This window comes from Pseudomonas sp. SCA2728.1_7 (genome assembly GCF_018138145.1).
GTDB lineage: Bacteria > Pseudomonadota > Gammaproteobacteria > Pseudomonadales > Pseudomonadaceae > Aquipseudomonas > Aquipseudomonas koreensis_A.
This window is the reverse complement of record NZ_CP073104.1, coordinates 4048421-4066077: the sequence shown is the minus strand read 5'-3', so window position 1 is coordinate 4066077 and position 17657 is coordinate 4048421. Positions and strand designations below refer to the sequence as shown.

The following is a 17657-nucleotide window of genomic DNA, read 5'->3' as shown; positions in this document are numbered from 1 at the left end:
CGAGGCCGGGTCGCTGAATCAGCGACCGGCGTCAAACCACACAGATGTTTAGGAGGATTTAGAAGCGCGCTTTGGGCGTCGCCACCGGAATTGGATGGCTGCCGTCGAGCGGCAGGAAACGGCCCTGATCCGCATCGTAAGCTTTGATTTCGCTGGTTTCGATGTCGTAAACCCAGCCATGGATGAACAAATGACCGTTCGCCATGCGCGAGGCTACCGAAGGATGGGTACGCAAGTGCTGCAATTGGGCGATGACGTTTTCCTCGGTGAGGATCGGCATGCTTTCTTTTTCGTCGGCGCAGTTACAGTTTTCATGCACCATGGTTTTCGCGACTTCAGCGTGGCGCAGCCAGGCTTTGACCGTGGGCATTTTTTCCAGGCTGTCCGGATTGAGCACCGCACGCATGGCGCCGCAATCGGAGTGGCCGCAGATGATGATGTGCTGCACGCCGAGCGCCAGTACCGCGTATTCGATTGCGGTGGAAACGCCGCCGTTCATCTGCCCGTAAGGCGGCACGACGTTGCCGACGTTACGGGTCACGAACAGATCGCCGGGCGAGCTGTGAGTAATCAGCTCGGGGACGATGCGCGAGTCGGCGCAGGTGATGAACATCGCCTTGGGCGCCTGGGCCGTGGCAAGTTTCTTGAAGAGCTCTTCCTGCTGTGGGAAGACCTCATGATGAAAATGCAAAAAGCCGTCTACGATCTGTCGCAGCGCTGCATCGGCGGATTCCGCTTCAGGGGTTTGCGCCGACGCAGCCAACGGCTGTTTATCCTTGTCACTCATGATTCATCCTCTTTGGCGGATTAGGGGAGTCATTCCCATGTATTCCGGTATGAAGCCAGTGGCTGTTTAAACATCCGGGTCATCCCGACCCGTCAGTCACTCGATGAACAAGGTAGCCGCCGAAACTTAACTCAAACTGAATCAAACGCTCTAGAACGTGTGTTCCAGGTCACAAAAAACGTGACTGAGTGAGTTCGGCGGAAGGATTCCAACCCCTCAACCATAGGCCAATTGTCGCTAAATCAAAGACATCTGGCGACCCGGCGGACAGAAGGCCGTGCAATCGAGGTTATAGCCCTCGCGATGATTCAAGCCAAGACGCTTGATCGCTTTGGCAAACCGCTGCGCGAGCAGATCGGCGAACACCCCTTCGCCGCGCATGCGTGCACCAAAACGGCTGTCGTAGAGTTCGCCGCCACGGCTCTGGCGGATCAGGCTCAGCACATGCGCAGCCCGCTGTGGATAGTGCGCGGCGAGCCACTCCTCGAACAGCGGCGCCACTTCCAGCGGCAGACGCAACATCATGTACGCAGCACTTTGCGCACCGGCGGCGTGGGCTTCGTTGAGCAGATTTTCGATTTCACTGTCATTGATCATTGGAATCATCGGTGAACACAGCACACCAACGGGAATGCCTGCTTCGCGCATCACCCGGATCGCGCGCAATCGTGCCTTGGGTGCAGCGGCGCGCGGTTCGAGGATGCGTTTGAGTTCGTCATCGAGCGTGGTCAGACTGATCATCACGGCTACTAACCGTTGCTGCGCCAGTTCGGTGAGCAGATCGAGGTCGCGCAGGATCAGCGAACCTTTGGTGACGATGGTCACCGGGTGCTTATAGCGCAGCAGCACTTCGAGGATCTGGCGGGTGATTTTGTGTTCACGCTCGATCGGCTGATACGGGTCGGTGTTGGAACCCAGGTTGATCGGCGCACATTGATAACCTTTTTTCCCGAGCTGTTCTTCCAGCACTTGGGCGGCGTTGGTCTTGGCGATCAGCCTGGTTTCGAAATCCAGCCCGGGCGACATGTCCCAATAGGCATGGCTGGGCCGCGCGTAACAATAGATGCAGCCATGTTCGCAGCCGCGATAAGGATTGATCGAGCGGTCGAAAGGCAGATCCGGTGAAGTGTTGCGAGTGATGATGGTTTTTGCGGTTTCGATCATCACCTCGGTGCCCTGAGTCTCAGGCACTTCCTGATACCAGCCGTCATCCTCGGCCACAGAACGGTTCGGCGCGAAGCGGTTGTGCGGGTTGGTCGCGGTGCCGCGACCGCGGGGCGGGAGAGGATTGATCATTGGGCGGGCTCCTGATCTGTATATGCATACAGTACCCGAGCGTGCCCGGTGTGATCCAGTACCGTTCAGCGATGGGATCTTTTTGAATTCAAAAGTTTATATAGAGGTGCGAAGGATAAATACAACCCGAGATACATATGTTCCATTGTCGCGACAAGTTATCGAATATAGTCTTGGCCACTTCCATCGGTACTTGTCCGATAACTAGATTAAAAGGATTTAATTCATGTCTTATCTCAATCAGCGTGGCGTCTTTATGCAACTGATGTTGCCCAATGCATCGGAGCCCAATACTGTTGTTTCGATGCAACTTGCGCGTAAGGAGCTGGGCTGGAACGCCGAGCAGGAGCTGCCCACCGAGACGCTGGTCGACTCGATCTACGTGGTGGCGGTGTCCAGCGACCGTGGCAAGACATTCACTGTTCGCACCAACAAGAACGATGTAGACGGTGATGGCGATATTGATAACGATGACAAGGCGAAGTTGATTGCCCTGGCCAAAGCCTATGTAAGTATCGTTAATCCGTAAGATTGAAGTTTGTTGCGATATCTGTAATTAAAAAACCCTGCATGAATGGTTCATGCAGGGTTTCAGTTTTTAATGATGATCTGTTATTTGGCCAAGATCATCAGTGGACGTTGTTTTCATATCGTCGCTGCGTAACTCCGCAACTTCTTTGGCACTGACCGGCGCACCTTTGTTGCCCCAACTGCCACGGATGAAACTCACCACATCCGCCACTTCCTGATCCGACAGGCGCCAGGCGAAACCGGGCATGGTGAAGGTCGACGGTGCCGTGTGTGTCGCCGGCAACGTGCCGCCCTTGAGCACGATGTGGATCAACGAAGTCGGGTCTTCCGATTGCAGCACCGGATTACCTGCCAGCGCGGGGAATACCCGGGTGTAACCGTGGCCATCGGTGCGGTGGCACGCTGCGCAGTTGTCGATGTACACCGCAGCGCCACGTTCACTGTCATCGCCGTTCCACAGCGCTTTGGCGGCTTTTTCATCGTACTGATGCGGTTGATCGTTCGGATCACTGGCCGGCAACGACTTGAGGTAGCGGGCAATCGCTGTCAGGTCGGCATCGGTCATGTATTGCATGCTGTGGGTGACCACATCGCTCATGCCGCCGAACACGGCGCTGCGATCGCTGCGACCGGTCTTGAGGAACTGCACCAGTTGCTCTTCGCTCCAGCTACCGAGGCCATCCTTGTGATCACCGCGCAGACTTTTGGCGATCCAGCCTTCCAGCGGCGCACTGCCGGCGAGGAAGTTTTTGCCATCGGCCGCGCTCAGGGATTTTTCCTGCATGGTCAAGGCGCGCGGCGTATGGCAGGCACCGCAATGGCCGAGGCCTTCGACCAGATACGCGCCACGGTTGATGACCGCGTCGTCACCGGTTGCTTTGTAGTCCTCGACCTTTGGCGCAAACATCCAGCGCCAGCCCATCAGCGGCCAGCGCATGCTGAGTGGCCACGGAATATCGCTGGCCTTGTTCTCTTGCGCCACCGGTTCGACGCCGTGCATGAAGTACGCGTACAGCGCTTGCATGTCGGTTTCGCTGACGCGGGCGTAGGACGGATACGGCATCGCCGGGTACAACGTACTACCGTTTTTGGCGACGCCATGGCGTACGGCCTGGTCGAAGTCCTCGAAGCTGTATTCACCGACGCCGGTTTTGTCCGGGGTGATGTTGGTCGAGTAGATCGTGCCGATCGGGGTTTCCATCGGCAGGCCACCGGCGAACGGTTTGCCGCCCTTGGCGGTGTGGCAGGCCACACAGTCACCGGCGCGTGCCAGATATTCGCCCTGTTTGATCAGACTTTGATCAACTTCAGCCGCATGAATTGAGGCACTGCCGAGCAGCGCCAGGGTCGCGATAACAAGATTTTTCATGGTCATCGCTCCTTAAGCCTGAACCAGCGGGCCGGGGTTTTTCAGGTACTGCTCGCGGATCGCCTTCGCCGACCAGTAGGTCAGTGCGGCAACCAGCCCGGTCGGGTTGTAACCGAGGCCTTGCGGGAATGCCGAGGCACCCGGAACGAAAACGTTGTGCACGTCCCAGCTCTGCAGGTAGCGGTTCAGCGCGCTCTTCTTTGGATCGGTGCCCATGATCGCGCCACCGTTAAGGTGAGTGGTCTGGTACGACGCCGTATTGAAGTGGTCGCCGACTTTCTTGCCGATTACCGCAATCGCTTTCGGCCCCATCGCTTCAGCGACCTTGCCCATTTTCTCGACCATGAAGCGGTTCATCTTGATGTCGTTTTCCTGCCAGTCGAAGGTCATCCGCAGCAGCGGCAAACCGTAGGCATCGCGGTACACCGGATCGAGATCGAGGTAGTTGCCACGGTAGGACTGATGCGCGCCGTGGGCGTCCATCGACACCTGGTGGGTGTAGTAATCGGCGGTCGCGCGCTTCCAGTCACTGCCCCAGGCCGGGGTGCCCGGCGGGTTCGAAGTGCCGGCAATCGGCCGGCTGCCAGCCTGGTTGACCCACATCGGCGAGCCGCCGACGAAGCCGTGCGGGCCGTGGTCGAAGTTGTCGGCGTTGAAATCGTCCAGCGCCACACCGTTACCGCCGGCGCCGATGAAGTTGTTGGTGTGGGTGTCCTTGTCGAAGAACGCCTTGATGGTCGCCATGTTCTGGTAGGCAAAGTTACGCCCGACCACGCCTTCGCCAGTGATCGGGTCGTACGGCTTGCCAATCCCCGAGAGCAGCATCAGACGCACGTTGTGCAACTGGAAGGCGCCGAGGATCACCAGATCCGCCGGCTGCTCGATCTCGCGACCCTGGCCGTCGATGTAGGTCACGCCGGTGGCTTTGCTTTTGGTGCTGTCGAGGTTGATGCGCAGCACGTGGGCGTTGGCGCGCAGTTCGAAATTCGGCAGCGGCTTCAGCGCCGGCAGAATGTTCACGTTCGGCGATGCCTTGGAGTACATGTAGCAGACATAACCGCTGCAGAAACCGCAGAAGTTGCACGGGCCCATCTGCGCGCCGTAGGGGTTGGTGTACGGCCCTGACGTATTCGCGGACGGCAGGTTGTAGGGTTTGTAGCCGACTTCTGTCGCCGCTTTGCCGAACAGCTGTGCGGAGACCGTATTCTTCTGCGCTTCCAGCGGGAACGGGTTGGAACGATCCGGCGCGTAGGGGTTGCCGCCCTTGCCCTGACCGACCAGTTGGCCTTTCACGGTCCAGGCCTGGCCGGAGGTGCCGAAGACTTTTTCGGCGAAATCGAAGAACGGCTCCAGCTCTTCATAGCTGACGCCGAAGTCCTGGATAGTCATGTCCTTGGGGATAAAGCTTTTGCCGTAGCGCTCTTCGTAGTGGCTGCGCATGCGCAACTCGATCGGGTCGACTCGGAAGTGCACGCCCGACCAATGCAGGCCGGCGCCGCCCACACCATTACCCGGCAGGAACGCGCCCAACTGGCGGTTTGGCAGAGCAATATCGTTGACGCTATGACGGATGGTGACGGTTTCTTTCGAGATGTCCTGAAAGAGTTTTTTGCGCACGCTGTAGGTGAGTTCGTCGATCACCTGTGGATAGTTGCCGTCGGGGTAAGTGTCCTGCATCGGCCCGCGCTCCAGCGCCAGCACGTTGAGGCCCGCTTCGGTCAGCTCCTTGGCCATGATCGCGCCAGTCCAGCCGAAACCGACGATCACTGCGTCAACCTTCTTCATTACCGTTGCCATGCTTACGCCCTCTCGCCGCGAATCGAAACTGCCGGGAAGGGGTATTGCTCGTTGCGTTCCACCCAATCCATGAAATCGGCGCGGGCGCCGGGGAAGCCGATCATGGTCCAGCCGACCATGCCTTTGTTGCCACCGTGGATCGGGTCGCAGAAGAACCCTTCCTTGGTGTTTTGCAGCAGCAGATTGAAGAAAATCTTCGCTGGAACGGCGTCAAACTGAGGTTTGCCGGCTTCGAGTTGCTTGAGCAAATCGTCTCGGGTAGCGCTGTCTTGCTCAGCAAATACTTTACCGTTGAGGGATTTTGCCCACTGATCCGCGGCAGCGATGCCGAGGCGATAGATCTCTTTGGGCACCAGTTTGCTCTGCCAGCCCATTTCCGGAGCGGCGTCGGCATTGAACGGGCCTTGCATGTACCACAGGGCACCGGCGGCATACGGCGTGTTCATCTGACGGTCGATGTATTCCGGCACGCCGGCTTCGAGCGCGCCCGGGCCTTGGGCATCGTTGGGGATCAACTGCGCGACGGCGGCATTGATAAACGCCCACTCTTCGGCGGTGAAATAACTCGGTTGGTAAACGCTGGCGTCAGCCCGAACCGGTTGTGGCGTGGGCGCAGCCGGTGCCGCTTCAGGCGCTGCTTGCAGGACGCTGCTACCCAGACCGGTGCCGGCCAGGGTGACCACTGGAATCAGGGTCAGGGATTTGCGCAAAAACTCACGCCGCGGGTTGTCTCGATCTTCATCAGACATGGGGGTGCACCTCATCAGGCATTAGGGGACAGCCGCTTCTGCGAACGGCTTGAGGATTTTTCGTCGCGACGACAGCGGTCTGACCCAGGAAAAGGGGACGCGCCTGCAACATCATGTGACAAATGGTAGCAGGCTAAGCTTCTCGATGAACCGATTCATCGGAAAAAAACAGCGGTTTTCTGCGTGACGGTGAATGAAACCATGCCGATTCACGATTCTTTGACAACCGCCTCACAGGGCTTTGACCGCGCAACGCCGAAGCTGCGGTTCCTATCACCGATGAACCCCGACACGGTTACCCCAGCATGTCCCGAGTGCATTTTTTCCCTGTTTTGTGTTTATCACTTGTAGCACTGCTGCACTGGCTGCCGGCCCAGGCTGCGGCAACCGCGACGGCCCGTCCCGCTGATTGGGCGCAACCGGTCGAAGTGCAATACAACCTGTTCCAGATGTCGCCGACGCTCTATCGAAGCGCGTTACCGGATGGCGGCGCCGTGCCGTTGCTGAAAAATCTCAAAGTCGCCACGGTGATCAACTTCCTGCCAGAAGCTGACAGCAACTGGTTGTCCGAGCCCGGCATTAACCAGGTGCAACTGCCATATCGCACCAACCACGTTGACGACGCCGATGTGCTCAAGACCTTGCGGGCTATTCAGTCTGCCGAAGCCAACGGTCCGGTATTGATGCACTGCAAGCACGGCTCCGACCGCACGGGTCTGATGGCGGCGATGTACCGCGTGGTGGTTCAGGGCTGGAGCAAAGAGGATGCCTTGAGCGAGATGACCCAGGGCGGATTCGGCGAGAGCGGGCACTTCCGCGACAGCGTGCGCTATGTGATGCAGGCCGATGTCGACAAGCTGCGCACGGCGCTGGCCAATGGCGATTGCAGCACCAGCGCGTTCGCCACTTGCTCGATGAAGAGCTGGTTTCAGTCCGTCAATCTGAAGTAATCCGCGACCTTCCACGACATTGCATCGTGGAAGGTTTTCAAGCCGCCGCTCAGTCTTCGGATTTCTTCTTCAGCTTCGGATTCGGAAAGAACTGCACCGCCTGCACGGTCTTGTCCGGCGCAGGCTTGTTCAGCGCGCTGGTGTTGACCCGCGTGCCCAGCTCTTTCGGTACCGACAGACCTTGCTCGTTGAGCGTGTCGGAGTAACCGCAAGCTACACATTCACGGTGCGGCACGCTGTCTTCGTTCCACATCATCAACTTGTCCGGCTCGCTGCACGCCGGGCAGACCGCCCCGGCGATAAAGCGTTTCTTGGTAATCACAGGCCCCTCACTCATGCTGCCGCGTCCTCACTCAGGCCGCTGTGGCGCAACAGTGCGTCAATCGACGGCTCACGGCCACGGAAGTCGACGAACAGCACCATCGGTGCCTGCGAACCGCCGCGCGCCAGAATCGCTTCGCGGAAGGCACGGCCGGTTTCTGCGTTGAGCACGCCGTCTTCTTCAAACTTCGAGAAGGCATCCGCCGACAGCACTTCCGCCCACTTGTAGCTGTAGTAACCCGCGGCGTAACCGCCGGCAAAGATGTGCGCGAAGCTGTTCGGGAAGCGGTTATAGGCCGGTGGACGCATGACAGAAACTTCGTCACGCACGCCTTCCAGCACCTGCGCAACGCTGCGGCCGTCACCGTGGGTGGCGTGCAGTTCGAAGTCGAACAGCGAGAACTCCAGCTGACGGACCATCATCAGGCCGGACTGGAAGTTTTTCGCCGCGAGCATTTTTTCCAGCAGATCCTGCGGCAGCGGCTCGCCGCTTTCGTAATGACCGGAAATCAGCGCGAGACCTTCCGGCTCCCAGCACCAGTTTTCCATGAATTGGCTCGGCAGCTCGACCGCGTCCCACGCCACGCCGTTGATCCCGGAAACACCGGCGTGATCAACGCGGGTCAGCAGGTGATGCAGGCCATGGCCGAATTCGTGGAACAGCGTGGTCACTTCATCGTGGGTCAACAGCGCAGGTTTGCCGCTGTCGGCCGGGGTGAAGTTGCACACCAGATTGGCCACCGGGCTTTGCAGCACGCCGTCGACGGTGCGACGACGGTCGCGGGCGCCGTCCATCCACGCACCGCCACGCTTGTTGGCGCGAGCATAGAGGTCGAAGAAGAAGCGGCCGACGTGCTGACCGTTTTCCTTGATTTCGAACAGGCGAACGTCCGGGTGCCAGGTGTCGAAGCCTTTCTGTTCGGCGATTTCGATGCCGTACAGACGCTGGACGATGGCAAACAGACCGCCCAGTACTTTGTCGATCGGGAAGTAGGCGCGCAGGGTTTCCTGGGCGACGCTGTAGCGTTGTTCACGCAGCTTTTCGCCGTGGAAACCGCTGTCCCAGCTCTGCAGATCGGCGCAGCCCTGTTCGGCGGCATAGGCGCGCAGCTGTTGCAGATCCTGTGCGGCAAACGGCTTGCTGCGCTTGGCCAGATCGCGCAGGAAGCTCAGCACCTGATCGCTGGATTCAGCCATTTTGGTGGCCAGGCTTAGCTCGGAGAAGCTGGCGAAACCCAAGAGTTTGGCCAGTTCCTGACGCAGGTCGAGGATCTCTTCCATCACCGGGCCATTGTCATTCTGGCCAGCATTCGGGCCTTGATCCGAGGCGCGGGTGCAGTAGGCGGCGTAGACTTCTTCACGCAGCGCACGGTCTTGCGCGTAGGTCATTACTGCGTAGTAGCTCGGGAATTCCAAAGTGATCAGCCAGCCGTCGAGGCCTTTGGCTTGTGCCGCAGCAGCCATTTGCGCCTTGGCCGAATCGGTCAGGCCGGCAAGCGCGGCTTCGTCGCTGACATGTTTGGTCCACGCCTGAGTGGCGTCGAGCAGTTGGTTGGAGAAGCGGCTGCCCAGCTCGGACAGTTTGCTTTGCACTTCGGCGTAGCGTTTCTGTTCGGCTTCCGGCAGGTCGATACCCGACAGACGGAAGTCACGCAGGGCGTGTTCCAGAATAGTCTTTTGCGCCACGTCGAAACCGGCGGCTTCAGGGCTGTTGGCCAGTGCTTCATAAGCCTGGAACAGTTCGCGGTTCTGGCCCATCTCGGTGGAGTAGGCGCTCAGGGCTGGCAGGCACGACTCGTAGGCTTCGCGCAGTTCGGCGCTGTTGCACACGGCGTTGAGGTGGCTGACCGGGCTCCAGGCAGCGCCGAGGCGGTCATTGAGTTCGTCCATCGCCAATACCAGGCCGGCCCAGGTCGGGTTCTGGCCTTGGCTCTTGAGGATTTCGGCAATGGCGGCGCGGTTGTCCGCCAGGATCGTTTCGATGGCGGGCAGGACGTGTTCGGCACGGATCGTGGAGAACGGTGGCAGGTCATAGGACTGCAGCAGAGGGTTGTTCACGCTCACGGTTGGCACCTTGGCTGGGGAAACATTGCCCCATCTTAATTACAATCGGCATCATCCGCAGCTATCGGCGACAGAGAGAGAAATTATCGTGTCCGTTCGCAAGTACCAGAATCACACCCCAAGCCTTTGCAAAGGCGCGTTTGTCGACAGCTCGGCGGTGGTGATCGGCGACGTCGAAATCGGTGAAGACAGCTCGGTCTGGCCGCTGACCGTGATCCGTGGCGACATGCACCGCATCCGCATCGGTGCGCGCACGAGCGTGCAGGACGGCTGCGTGCTGCACATCACCCACGCCGGCCCGTTCAATCCGGACGGCTTCCCGCTGCTGATCGGCGATGATGTGACCATCGCCCATAAAGTCATGCTGCATGGCTGCACTGTCGGCAGCCGCGTGCTGATCGGCATGGGCAGCATCGTCATGGACGGCGCGGTGGTCGAGGACGACGTGATCATTGGCGCCGGCAGCCTGGTGCCGCCGGGCAAGCGTCTGCAAAGTGGCTTCCTTTATGTGGGTAGCCCGGTGAAACAGGTGCGAGAACTCACCGACAAGGAAAAAGCCTTCTTCACCTACAGCGCCGCCAACTACGTGAAGCTCAAGGATCTGCATCTGGCCGAAGGCTACGACACACTCTGAATCGAAATCGCGACCGCTCAGGAATTCCCATGCATTACCAAACCGTACTGTTCGACCTCGATGGCACCCTGACCGACCCGCGTGAGGGCATCACCCGTTCCATCCAGTTCGCCCTCGCCAAGCTCGGTATCGACGAGCCGGACCTGACCAAGCTGGAACACTTCATCGGCCCGCCGTTGTTGCAGGCGTTTATGCAGTTCTACGATTTTGATGAAGCCAAGGCGTGGCAGGCGGTGAATTTCTATCGTGAGCGCTTCAAGGTAACGGGCCTGTATGAGAACCGTGTGTTTGAAGGTGTCACGCCGTTATTGGAAACCCTGATCGGGCAGGGGCGGCAGCTGTATATCGCCACCTCGAAGCCATGGGAGTTCGCCCGCGAGATTGCCCGGCATTTTGATTTCGCCCGGCACTTCAAGGTGATCTACGGCAGCGAACTGGATGGCACGCGGACCAACAAGGTTGAGCTGATTGCGCATCTGTTGGCTGAAGAAGGGCTGGACCCGGCGAATACGCTGATGATTGGCGATCGCAAGCATGACCTGATCGGTGCCCGGAGCAATGGGCTGGATGCGGCGGCAGTGGGTTATGGGTTTGGCAGTTTTGAAGAGTTGAATGCTGAGGCGCCGGCTTATCACTTCGAGACACTGGATCAGTTGCATCAGGCCTTTTTGCAGCGCTGATTAGATTGCAATCGCGAGCAGGCTCACTCCTACATTTGGAACGCATTCCCTTGTAGGAGTGAGCCTGCTCGCGATGACTTACTCCCAAACAACTCAACTGTTTGGATCTGCCAAAATTTTCAAAGCCGCCTTACGCTCAGCCACCGGCAACCCACCCAACCGCTCAACCTGCGCATAAAACCTCAGCCAATCCCCTCCAACCTGCTTGAACAACGCCGCAAACGCCGGTACCCATTGGTCATACAGCCCAAACGGCAACAACCGCGCATTGTTCAACGGCGTATTCACCCAAGCGTCATAACGCTTGTCCCCGGCCCACTGGCTGTCCCTCATCATTCGGTATTCGCGGCGAAACTGTTCGAACTCGGCTGCTTTGTGTTCGCGCATTTGCTCAACCGGTATTGACTGCGCGTAGAGCTTTTCCAGCCGTGAGCGGGTATCGAGGACCAATTGAATAAACTGATCGCGCTGCTTCAGCCGTGAATCGGTGTCCGCCGGCAACCCACGAAACGCCCGCCACTGCCGCGTGCCTTCCTGCTCGACAAACGTGGCAAAGGATTCGTTGAATTCGGTGTCGTCCTTCACATAGAAACGCTGGTGCGCCAGCTCGTGAAAGATCAGCGTGGCCAGACGCTCATCGCCCCAACCCATCATCGAATTGAGGATCGGGTCGTTGAACCAGCCGAGCGTCGAGTAAGCCTCAACACCGCCAATCGACACGTCCATGCCCTGCAGGCGCTGGATCGCCGCTTCGCCTCGCGCGGCACTCTGACTGTAATAACCGCGATAGGCCACGCAGCCGGCAATCGGGAAGCAATGATTCTGTGGCGTCAGGGAGAACTCCTGAGTGGCGAACACATTCCACACCACGTACGGGCGATGGATATCGGCGTAAAGGCGATAGCTCTGGTTATCGGGCAGGTGCAGATGTTCGCTGGCAAAGGCGCGGGCTTTTTGTGACTGGGCCAGATGCGCTCGCAAAGTGGCATCGCGGGTCGGATCGGCAATCACCTTTTCCACAGGCTCTCGGGCCCGCAGCAATTGCAACTGGCCGCTGGCCAACTGAGCGTAATAGCTGACGCTGGCGCAACCGTTGAGCAACAAAAACAACACACCCGGAAACAAAACCCGAAAAACGCGATCAAGTAACCCAAGGCTTGGAAACGGCCTGATCAAAATAAGAAATCCCCCGGAGAGTCTGCCCGCAAGACTATCCCGCCTTAAGGAGCACCGCTATGCGCATGTTGATGCTGTCAGGAGGCCTGCTGACGCTGGCCGGTTGTGCCGGATTCGGAATGCCCGATCCTGATCCCTCGCAAGCCTGGGTCGATCTCGATGCCCGGCAGCAGGACACGACGTTGCAAGCGTTGAAGGTCGATAGCAGCGTGACCGACGACAAACGCTATTTTGAAGTGCAGCCAGGCAGCCATGAATTGAAGGTGCGTTATCAGTTTCCGGTGGCGGCGACCAATATCGGTCCCGACGCTGAGCCGCTGTGGCGCGATTGCCAATTGAATGTGAAATTCAAGGACTTCAATGCCGGCCAGCGTTATCAGTTACAGGCTGGCAGCATTGGTTTTCGGCCATGGGCGAAGCTCTATGACGAGCAGCGCAAAGTGGTAGGCCAGGGCACGCCGGCAGGCTGTCAGAGCAGCTGATCGGCGCTATGCTGAGTATTCAGATCCTTGGATATTCATCATGCGCCAGTTGCTGTTGTTGCTCGTTGCCAGTTTTGTGGCGGGTTGTCAGACACCGCTGCCCCCGGCCGATCCGCAGATGGCCTGGGTCGATTTTTCGACGCCGACACCCGGCGGTAAAGTGCTGATGGCCGAGCGTCTCGACAAACAGCGACTGAATGACGGGCGCTACTTTCAGGTCACCCCCGGCAGCCACGAATTACGCGTGCGGTTCGATTTCGAAGTGTTTGGTGGTGGCGGCAGTTTGATGAACGGCCCGGTTGAGCGGCTGTGCTATCTGTACATCCGCTATGACCATTTCGAGGCCGGCCAGCGTTATGTGCTGGAGGGGCGTTCGCTGGGATTCACCCCGAGTGCCCGGCTGTACAACGCCAAGCGCGAGATTGTCGCCGAGGACTACGACTACAACTGCATTATCTGAGGCGACTCAGCTGTCGTTCTTCTGATAGATGATTTTCTTGCGGCCATAATCGCAAGTGCCGACAACCATGGCGATATCGTGTTTTGCAGCCTCTTTCTTGCTGACGATTTCCAGCGTGTAGGAGGGCACGGCTTTGGCCTGAATCTTGATTTCGATCTCTTTCTTGAGTTCTTCGCAGTCTTTGGGCGCCGCAATGACAGAAGTGGCCAGTGCACTGCAGAGGATCGCCAAGCCAATACGTTTCATGAGTGAAGCTCCCTGAGGCAGCGCGCACGGGGGTGCGCTGAAGCTGCTGTCACTTATTCGACCATATTTTTACAGCGAGGGTTCTGACTTCGCTCACAAGTTGTGCTGAAGGTTTCAAACCTTGTGTTGATTTTGAAATCGCCTTCACGAGCAGGCTCGCTCCCACATTTGCAACTGTGTGCCACACGAATCCCTGTGGGAGCGAGCCTGCTCGCGAAGGCGTCAGACCGGCCAGCGCCGAATCAACTGACCAGCGAAGCCTCAAGGGTAATCTTCGCATTCAGCACTTTCGACACCGGGCACCCTTCCTTGGCCTTGTTGCTCAGCTCTTCAAACTGCTCCTGCGTCGCCCCAGGGATTTTCGCCTTGAGGATCAGCTTCACCGCGGTAATCGCGAACCCGCCATCGACCTGATCCAGAGTCACCTCCGCCTGAGTATCAATGCTGTCGGCCTTCAGGCCCGCATCGCCCAGAATCATCGAAAACGCCATGGAAAAACAACCGGCATGCGCGGCGCCGATCAGTTCCTCCGGGTTGGTACCTTTGCCGCCCTCGAAGCGGGCCTTGAAGCCGTAGGGCGCTTCTCTGAGGACCCCGGTTTCTGTGGAGATCGAGCCGATGCCGGTTTTCAGATCGCCTGCCCAATGTGCGGATGCTTTCTTCACGATAGCCATGTCTGCCTCCTCAAGATCTGGCGCGGAAACGCCGCGCCGTCGTGGTTTTACTTGCAAGGCTTCTGAGGATAGACGCCGCAGCAAAGTTCAGCCCGGCTGAATCGTTGACTTTTTTAGTAGGAAATTTCATCGCTGCTATTGAAACTCGGGTATATGCCCTCATTGCACAAAACACGCTTATGGATTTGGCAGGTTTTCGTTCGCAAGAAAAGCCTGCCTCCTCACTCGGAGACGCAGGTTTATGAAGCAACTGTCCGACGTAAAATTTTCCACCCTCGATCTGGTACCGGTGCGCGAGAACGGCAGCCCGGCGCAGTCGCTGCGCAACTCGCTGGACCTGGCGCAGCATGTCGAGAAATTCGGCTACACGCGGTTCTGGGTGGCCGAACACCACAACATGGACGGCATCGCCAGTTCTGCGACGTCTGTTCTGCTCGGCTATTTGGCCGGCGGGACCTCGACCATCCGTGTCGGCTCCGGCGGCGTGATGCTACCCAACCATGCGCCGCTGGTGATTGCCGAGCAGTTCGGCACACTGGAAAGTCTGTACCCGGGCCGGATCGACCTCGGCTTGGGCCGTGCTCCCGGTTCCGATCAAATGACCGCCCGCGCCTTGCGCCGTGAGCGCTCCGGTAGCGCTGATGATTTCCCCGAGGACGTCGCCGAACTGGTGCGCTACCTCGGTCCGCGCACGCCGGAACAGCGGGTGATCGCGATGCCGGGCACCGGCACCAATGTGCCGATCTGGCTGCTGGGTTCCAGCCTGTTCAGCGCGCAATTGGCTGGTGAGCGCGGCTTGCCTTACGCCTTCGCCTCGCATTTCGCTCCGCGCTTCATGCATGAGGCGATCCGCGTTTATCGCAATCACTTCAAGCCTTCGGCGGTGCTCGACAAACCGTACGTGATGCTCGGCGTGCCGCTGGTGGCGGCCGATACCGATGAACAAGCCGATTACCTGGCGACTTCGGTGTACCAGCGCATTCTCGCGTTGATGCGCGGGCAGAGCCTGGTGCAGCGTCCGCCGGTGAAAACCATGGACGGGCTGTGGCTACCGCATGAGCGTGAGGCGGTGGGGGATTTCCTGGGGCTGGCGATGGTGGGGAGCCCGCAGAAGATCCGCGCCAAGCTGGAAGTGCTGGTTGAGCAGACCCAGGCCGACGAGCTGATTTTCACCAGTGATCTCTACGAACACGCTGATCGAGTGCATTCGTACGAGTTGTTGGCGCAGGTGATGAAGGGCTGAAAAGCCCCTCACCCTAACCCTCTCCCGGAGGGAGAGGGGACTGACCGGATTGACTGTTCGAGATACGCCGACCTGAAAAATCCAGTCGTAATCAGGCTCTGAACAACCCCCGATCTGCTCCCTTTCCCCCTCGCCCCCCTGGGGGGAGAGGGCTGGGGTGAGGGGGTTCGATTTCAAATCCACCAAAAATCTCAAATCCCGGACACAAAAAAGCCGACGCCTTCACGTCGGCTTTTGCATTTCAGTCACGATCAACCGCGCTTGTAGACGATTTCCTTGGCGCCGCCCTCGCAGGAGCCAACGACTTTGCCGTCAGACGCTGCGCCCTTATCAACAATCTCCAGGGAATACCCGGAAACGCCCTTGGCATCCAGCTTCGCCGCAATCTCGCTTTTCAGCTCTTCACATGGCTTACCGGCAGCAAACGTACCACCCGCAAGGCTCAACAAACCTACTGCCAACATGAACTTCTTCATCGGTCGCACTCCCTGGTCGGATTGAAAGAGGCGGGCATCAGGTCATCCACCCGATGAACTCACCCTGTAGCGCTTTGCCATTCCTATGGCACTCGGCCAGCGCGCAAGTTCAGAAGACTAGACCAAACTCAGCTGCTGGCAATCTTGAAGCCGACTTTCAATGTCACCTGAAAGTGCGCGGCCTTGCCGTCCTTGATGTGACCACGGGTTTCGGTCACTTCAAACCATTCCAGGTTGCGAATGGTCTTGTTTGCTTCAGCAATCGCGTTGTTGATGGCGTCTTCAATGCTGCTGGTCGACGAACCGACCAGCTCGACTTTCTTGTACGTGTGATGGTCACTCATAACGATCTCCTTGGCGTGTGGAATTGAGACTAGCAGTGAATCTGCACTGTTGATTTCGGCGGCTTTGCGCAGGCGAAGTTCAGATTTTCTGCACTTTCTCAAACCGCTGAAGTCCCAACCAACACACGCCACTCATCACCAATGCAGGAGAGCCACCATGGCCAACACCTCTTTACGTAAAGCCTCGTTGCAAAGCATGGAAGCCGAGATCGAGAGTCTGCTCAAATCGTTGGAAAGCTTGAAGGACGACGCTTCGGACGAGTCGCGCAAGACCCTCAAGGCGCTGAAAAGCAATGCCGAAAGTGCGCTGAAACATTCGCGTCACCTGCTCAGCGATGCCTATGAAGAAGTCAAGGTTAAAACCCGTGAAACCGGGATCGCCACCCGTGATTACGCGCAGGAACATCCGTGGACGACCGCCGGTGTTGCAGTCGGTGCGATCGGTCTGCTGGCCGCTTACTTGCTATTCAAGCGCGGCGAGTGATCGCTCTGGCGCAGCTCGTTCTTGAGCCATTGCGCCAGTTGCCGGGCGCGCCCGTCTGCGGCGCGCTTGGGTAGCCACAACGCCAGTTGCGCCGGGGTTTCACAGAAGCCCCATGGCGCAACCAGGCGACCGGCCTTCAAATCTTCTGTTACCAGCGGCTCCGGCGCGATGGCCACGCCGAGACCGGCGACTGCTGCTTCCAGCAAATAATACAAATGCTCGAAACCTTGCCCCAGCTTCAACGTTCTCGCGTCGAGTGCGCTCTGCTGCGCCCAACTCGGCCAGGCTTGCGGACGCGAAGTGGTGTGCAGCAATGGTTCACTGAGCAGCGCTGAAGCTGGCGCTGTTTGCAGGCGTTGATAGCCACTGAACAACGGACTCATGACCGGACCGATGCGTTCTGCGGCCAGTTCATAGACCTGCATGTCCGCAGGCCATGGTGGCTCGGCGAACAGCAGCAAAGCATCCAGTCCCGGACGTCGTGGATCGAGATCGCCTTCACCCGCCGACAGATGCAGACGCAGATCCGGCAGATCGGCATTCAACCGCCCCAAGCGCGGGATAAACCAGCGCGCCAGCAGACTTCCCGAGCAACCCAGTACGAAAGGCGCATCCGCCGTGCTTTGCGTCAATTCCGCGCAAACACTGCGCAACCGGTCAAACGCCTCGCCACTGGCATCGCGCAAACGCATGCCGGCATCTGTGAGTTTCAAGCCGCGCCCATCCTTGACGAACAGACTGACGCCCAAGTGCTCTTCCAGCACTTTGAGCTGACGACTGACCGCGCCATGCGTGACGTGCAACTGCTCGGCAGCCTGGCTGACGCTGTTCAATCGGGCGGTCGCTTCGAACGCACGCAATGCGTTCAGCGGAGGAAGGTCGTGGCTCATGGTA

21 protein-coding genes are annotated in these 17657 nt (G+C 58.6%); 8 read left to right on the top strand and 13 right to left on the bottom strand.

All coding sequences use genetic code 11. From position 1 onward, the window contains the following. Nucleotides 1-58 precede the first annotated feature (58 nt). Entirely contained in the window at nucleotides 59-787 is a 729-nt protein-coding gene (locus KBP52_RS18035) for a carbonic anhydrase (protein WP_007911720.1), read from the bottom strand. Between the two features lie 237 nt (nucleotides 788-1024). Then, nucleotides 1025-2083 carry a PA0069 family radical SAM protein gene (locus tag KBP52_RS18030; RefSeq protein WP_212620680.1) on the bottom strand — a complete coding sequence of 353 codons (1059 nt, stop codon included), beginning with the start codon at nucleotides 2081-2083 and terminating at the stop codon, nucleotides 1025-1027. Between the two features lie 226 nt (nucleotides 2084-2309). On the opposite strand from KBP52_RS18030, the gene KBP52_RS18025 reads away from it, so the two are divergent. Further along, nucleotides 2310-2612 carry a hypothetical protein gene (locus KBP52_RS18025; RefSeq protein WP_123593406.1) on the top strand — a complete coding sequence of 101 codons (303 nt, stop codon included), beginning with the start codon at nucleotides 2310-2312 and terminating at the stop codon, nucleotides 2610-2612. 69 nt (nucleotides 2613-2681) lie between these two features. On the opposite strand, the gene KBP52_RS18020 is transcribed toward KBP52_RS18025, so the two are convergent. The 3 genes from KBP52_RS18020 to KBP52_RS18010 are packed head-to-tail and all read right to left on the bottom strand — an operon-like array spanning nucleotide 2682 to nucleotide 6529. Further along, complete coding sequence (locus KBP52_RS18020; RefSeq protein ID WP_212620679.1) at nucleotides 2682-3983, bottom strand: cytochrome c; 1302 nt, start codon at nucleotides 3981-3983, stop codon at nucleotides 2682-2684. Nucleotides 3984-3995: 12 nt separating this feature from the next. Beyond that, nucleotides 3996-5780 carry a GMC family oxidoreductase gene (locus KBP52_RS18015; protein ID WP_064116621.1) on the bottom strand — a complete coding sequence of 595 codons (1785 nt, stop codon included), beginning with the start codon at nucleotides 5778-5780 and terminating at the stop codon, nucleotides 3996-3998. A 2-nt stretch (nucleotides 5781-5782) separates the two neighbouring features. After that, the gene (locus KBP52_RS18010) at nucleotides 5783-6529 is read right to left on the bottom strand and encodes a gluconate 2-dehydrogenase subunit 3 family protein (RefSeq protein ID WP_212620678.1); all 747 of its coding nucleotides are present in this window, start codon (nucleotides 6527-6529) and stop codon (nucleotides 5783-5785) included. A gap of 305 nt (nucleotides 6530-6834) precedes the next feature. On the opposite strand from KBP52_RS18010, the gene KBP52_RS18005 reads away from it, so the two are divergent. Continuing rightward, nucleotides 6835-7479 carry a dual specificity protein phosphatase family protein gene (locus KBP52_RS18005; protein ID WP_212620677.1) on the top strand — a complete coding sequence of 215 codons (645 nt, stop codon included), beginning with the start codon at nucleotides 6835-6837 and terminating at the stop codon, nucleotides 7477-7479. Nucleotides 7480-7528: 49 nt separating this feature from the next. Here KBP52_RS18005 and KBP52_RS18000 read toward each other — a convergent pair whose 3' ends face one another. Further along, nucleotides 7529-7816 carry a YheV family putative zinc ribbon protein gene (locus KBP52_RS18000; protein ID WP_077575217.1) on the bottom strand — a complete coding sequence of 96 codons (288 nt, stop codon included), beginning with the start codon at nucleotides 7814-7816 and terminating at the stop codon, nucleotides 7529-7531. Continuing rightward, nucleotides 7813-9864, bottom strand: a complete 2052-nt coding sequence (gene prlC / locus KBP52_RS17995; RefSeq protein ID WP_212620676.1) for an oligopeptidase A — start codon at nucleotides 9862-9864, stop codon at nucleotides 7813-7815. The genes KBP52_RS18000 and prlC overlap by 4 nt, the downstream gene beginning before the upstream one ends. Before the next feature lie 88 nt (nucleotides 9865-9952). On the opposite strand from prlC, the gene KBP52_RS17990 reads away from it, so the two are divergent. Both KBP52_RS17990 and KBP52_RS17985 read left to right on the top strand, forming a co-directional pair. Beyond that, the gene (locus KBP52_RS17990) at nucleotides 9953-10498 is read left to right on the top strand and encodes a gamma carbonic anhydrase family protein (RefSeq protein WP_116028656.1); all 546 of its coding nucleotides are present in this window, start codon (nucleotides 9953-9955) and stop codon (nucleotides 10496-10498) included. Nucleotides 10499-10527: 29 nt separating this feature from the next. Next, nucleotides 10528-11178 carry an HAD family hydrolase gene (locus KBP52_RS17985; RefSeq protein WP_212620675.1) on the top strand — a complete coding sequence of 217 codons (651 nt, stop codon included), beginning with the start codon at nucleotides 10528-10530 and terminating at the stop codon, nucleotides 11176-11178. Nucleotides 11179-11271: 93 nt separating this feature from the next. Here KBP52_RS17985 and KBP52_RS17980 read toward each other — a convergent pair whose 3' ends face one another. After that, complete coding sequence (locus KBP52_RS17980; RefSeq protein WP_212620674.1) at nucleotides 11272-12354, bottom strand: aminopeptidase; 1083 nt, start codon at nucleotides 12352-12354, stop codon at nucleotides 11272-11274. A gap of 59 nt (nucleotides 12355-12413) precedes the next feature. Here KBP52_RS17980 and KBP52_RS17975 point away from each other — a divergent pair, with 59 nt between their 5' ends. Next, the gene (locus KBP52_RS17975; protein WP_077575222.1) at nucleotides 12414-12836 is read left to right on the top strand and encodes a hypothetical protein; all 423 of its coding nucleotides are present in this window, start codon (nucleotides 12414-12416) and stop codon (nucleotides 12834-12836) included. A 40-nt stretch (nucleotides 12837-12876) separates the two neighbouring features. Continuing rightward, nucleotides 12877-13296, top strand: coding sequence for a hypothetical protein (locus KBP52_RS17970; protein ID WP_212620673.1), 420 nt, complete (start codon nucleotides 12877-12879; stop codon nucleotides 13294-13296). A 6-nt stretch (nucleotides 13297-13302) separates the two neighbouring features. On the opposite strand, the gene KBP52_RS17965 is transcribed toward KBP52_RS17970, so the two are convergent. Together KBP52_RS17965 and KBP52_RS17960 are read right to left on the bottom strand one after the other, a co-directional pair. Beyond that, the gene (locus tag KBP52_RS17965) at nucleotides 13303-13542 is read right to left on the bottom strand and encodes a DUF1161 domain-containing protein (RefSeq protein WP_122596915.1); all 240 of its coding nucleotides are present in this window, start codon (nucleotides 13540-13542) and stop codon (nucleotides 13303-13305) included. A gap of 242 nt (nucleotides 13543-13784) precedes the next feature. Next, entirely contained in the window at nucleotides 13785-14216 is a 432-nt protein-coding gene (locus KBP52_RS17960; protein WP_007911695.1) for an OsmC family protein, read from the bottom strand. A gap of 241 nt (nucleotides 14217-14457) precedes the next feature. Here KBP52_RS17960 and KBP52_RS17955 point away from each other — a divergent pair, with 241 nt between their 5' ends. After that, complete coding sequence (locus KBP52_RS17955; RefSeq protein WP_212620672.1) at nucleotides 14458-15459, top strand: LLM class flavin-dependent oxidoreductase; 1002 nt, start codon at nucleotides 14458-14460, stop codon at nucleotides 15457-15459. 251 nt (nucleotides 15460-15710) lie between these two features. Here the strand turns inward: KBP52_RS17955 and KBP52_RS17950 are convergent, their stop codons facing one another. Next, entirely contained in the window at nucleotides 15711-15935 is a 225-nt protein-coding gene (locus KBP52_RS17950; RefSeq protein ID WP_212620671.1) for a DUF1161 domain-containing protein, read from the bottom strand. A gap of 128 nt (nucleotides 15936-16063) precedes the next feature. Further along, nucleotides 16064-16279: a dodecin gene (locus KBP52_RS17945; protein ID WP_016985551.1), complete on the bottom strand. Its 216-nt coding sequence runs from the start codon at nucleotides 16277-16279 to the stop codon at nucleotides 16064-16066. A 157-nt stretch (nucleotides 16280-16436) separates the two neighbouring features. Here KBP52_RS17945 and KBP52_RS17940 point away from each other — a divergent pair, with 157 nt between their 5' ends. Next, nucleotides 16437-16763, top strand: a complete 327-nt coding sequence (locus KBP52_RS17940; protein WP_007911686.1) for a DUF883 family protein — start codon at nucleotides 16437-16439, stop codon at nucleotides 16761-16763. On the opposite strand, the gene KBP52_RS17935 is transcribed toward KBP52_RS17940, so the two are convergent. Continuing rightward, nucleotides 16736-17653: a LysR family transcriptional regulator gene (locus KBP52_RS17935; protein ID WP_077575226.1), complete on the bottom strand. Its 918-nt coding sequence runs from the start codon at nucleotides 17651-17653 to the stop codon at nucleotides 16736-16738. The two genes, KBP52_RS17940 and KBP52_RS17935, sit on opposite strands and share 28 nt — an antisense overlap. Nucleotides 17654-17657 lie beyond the last annotated feature (4 nt).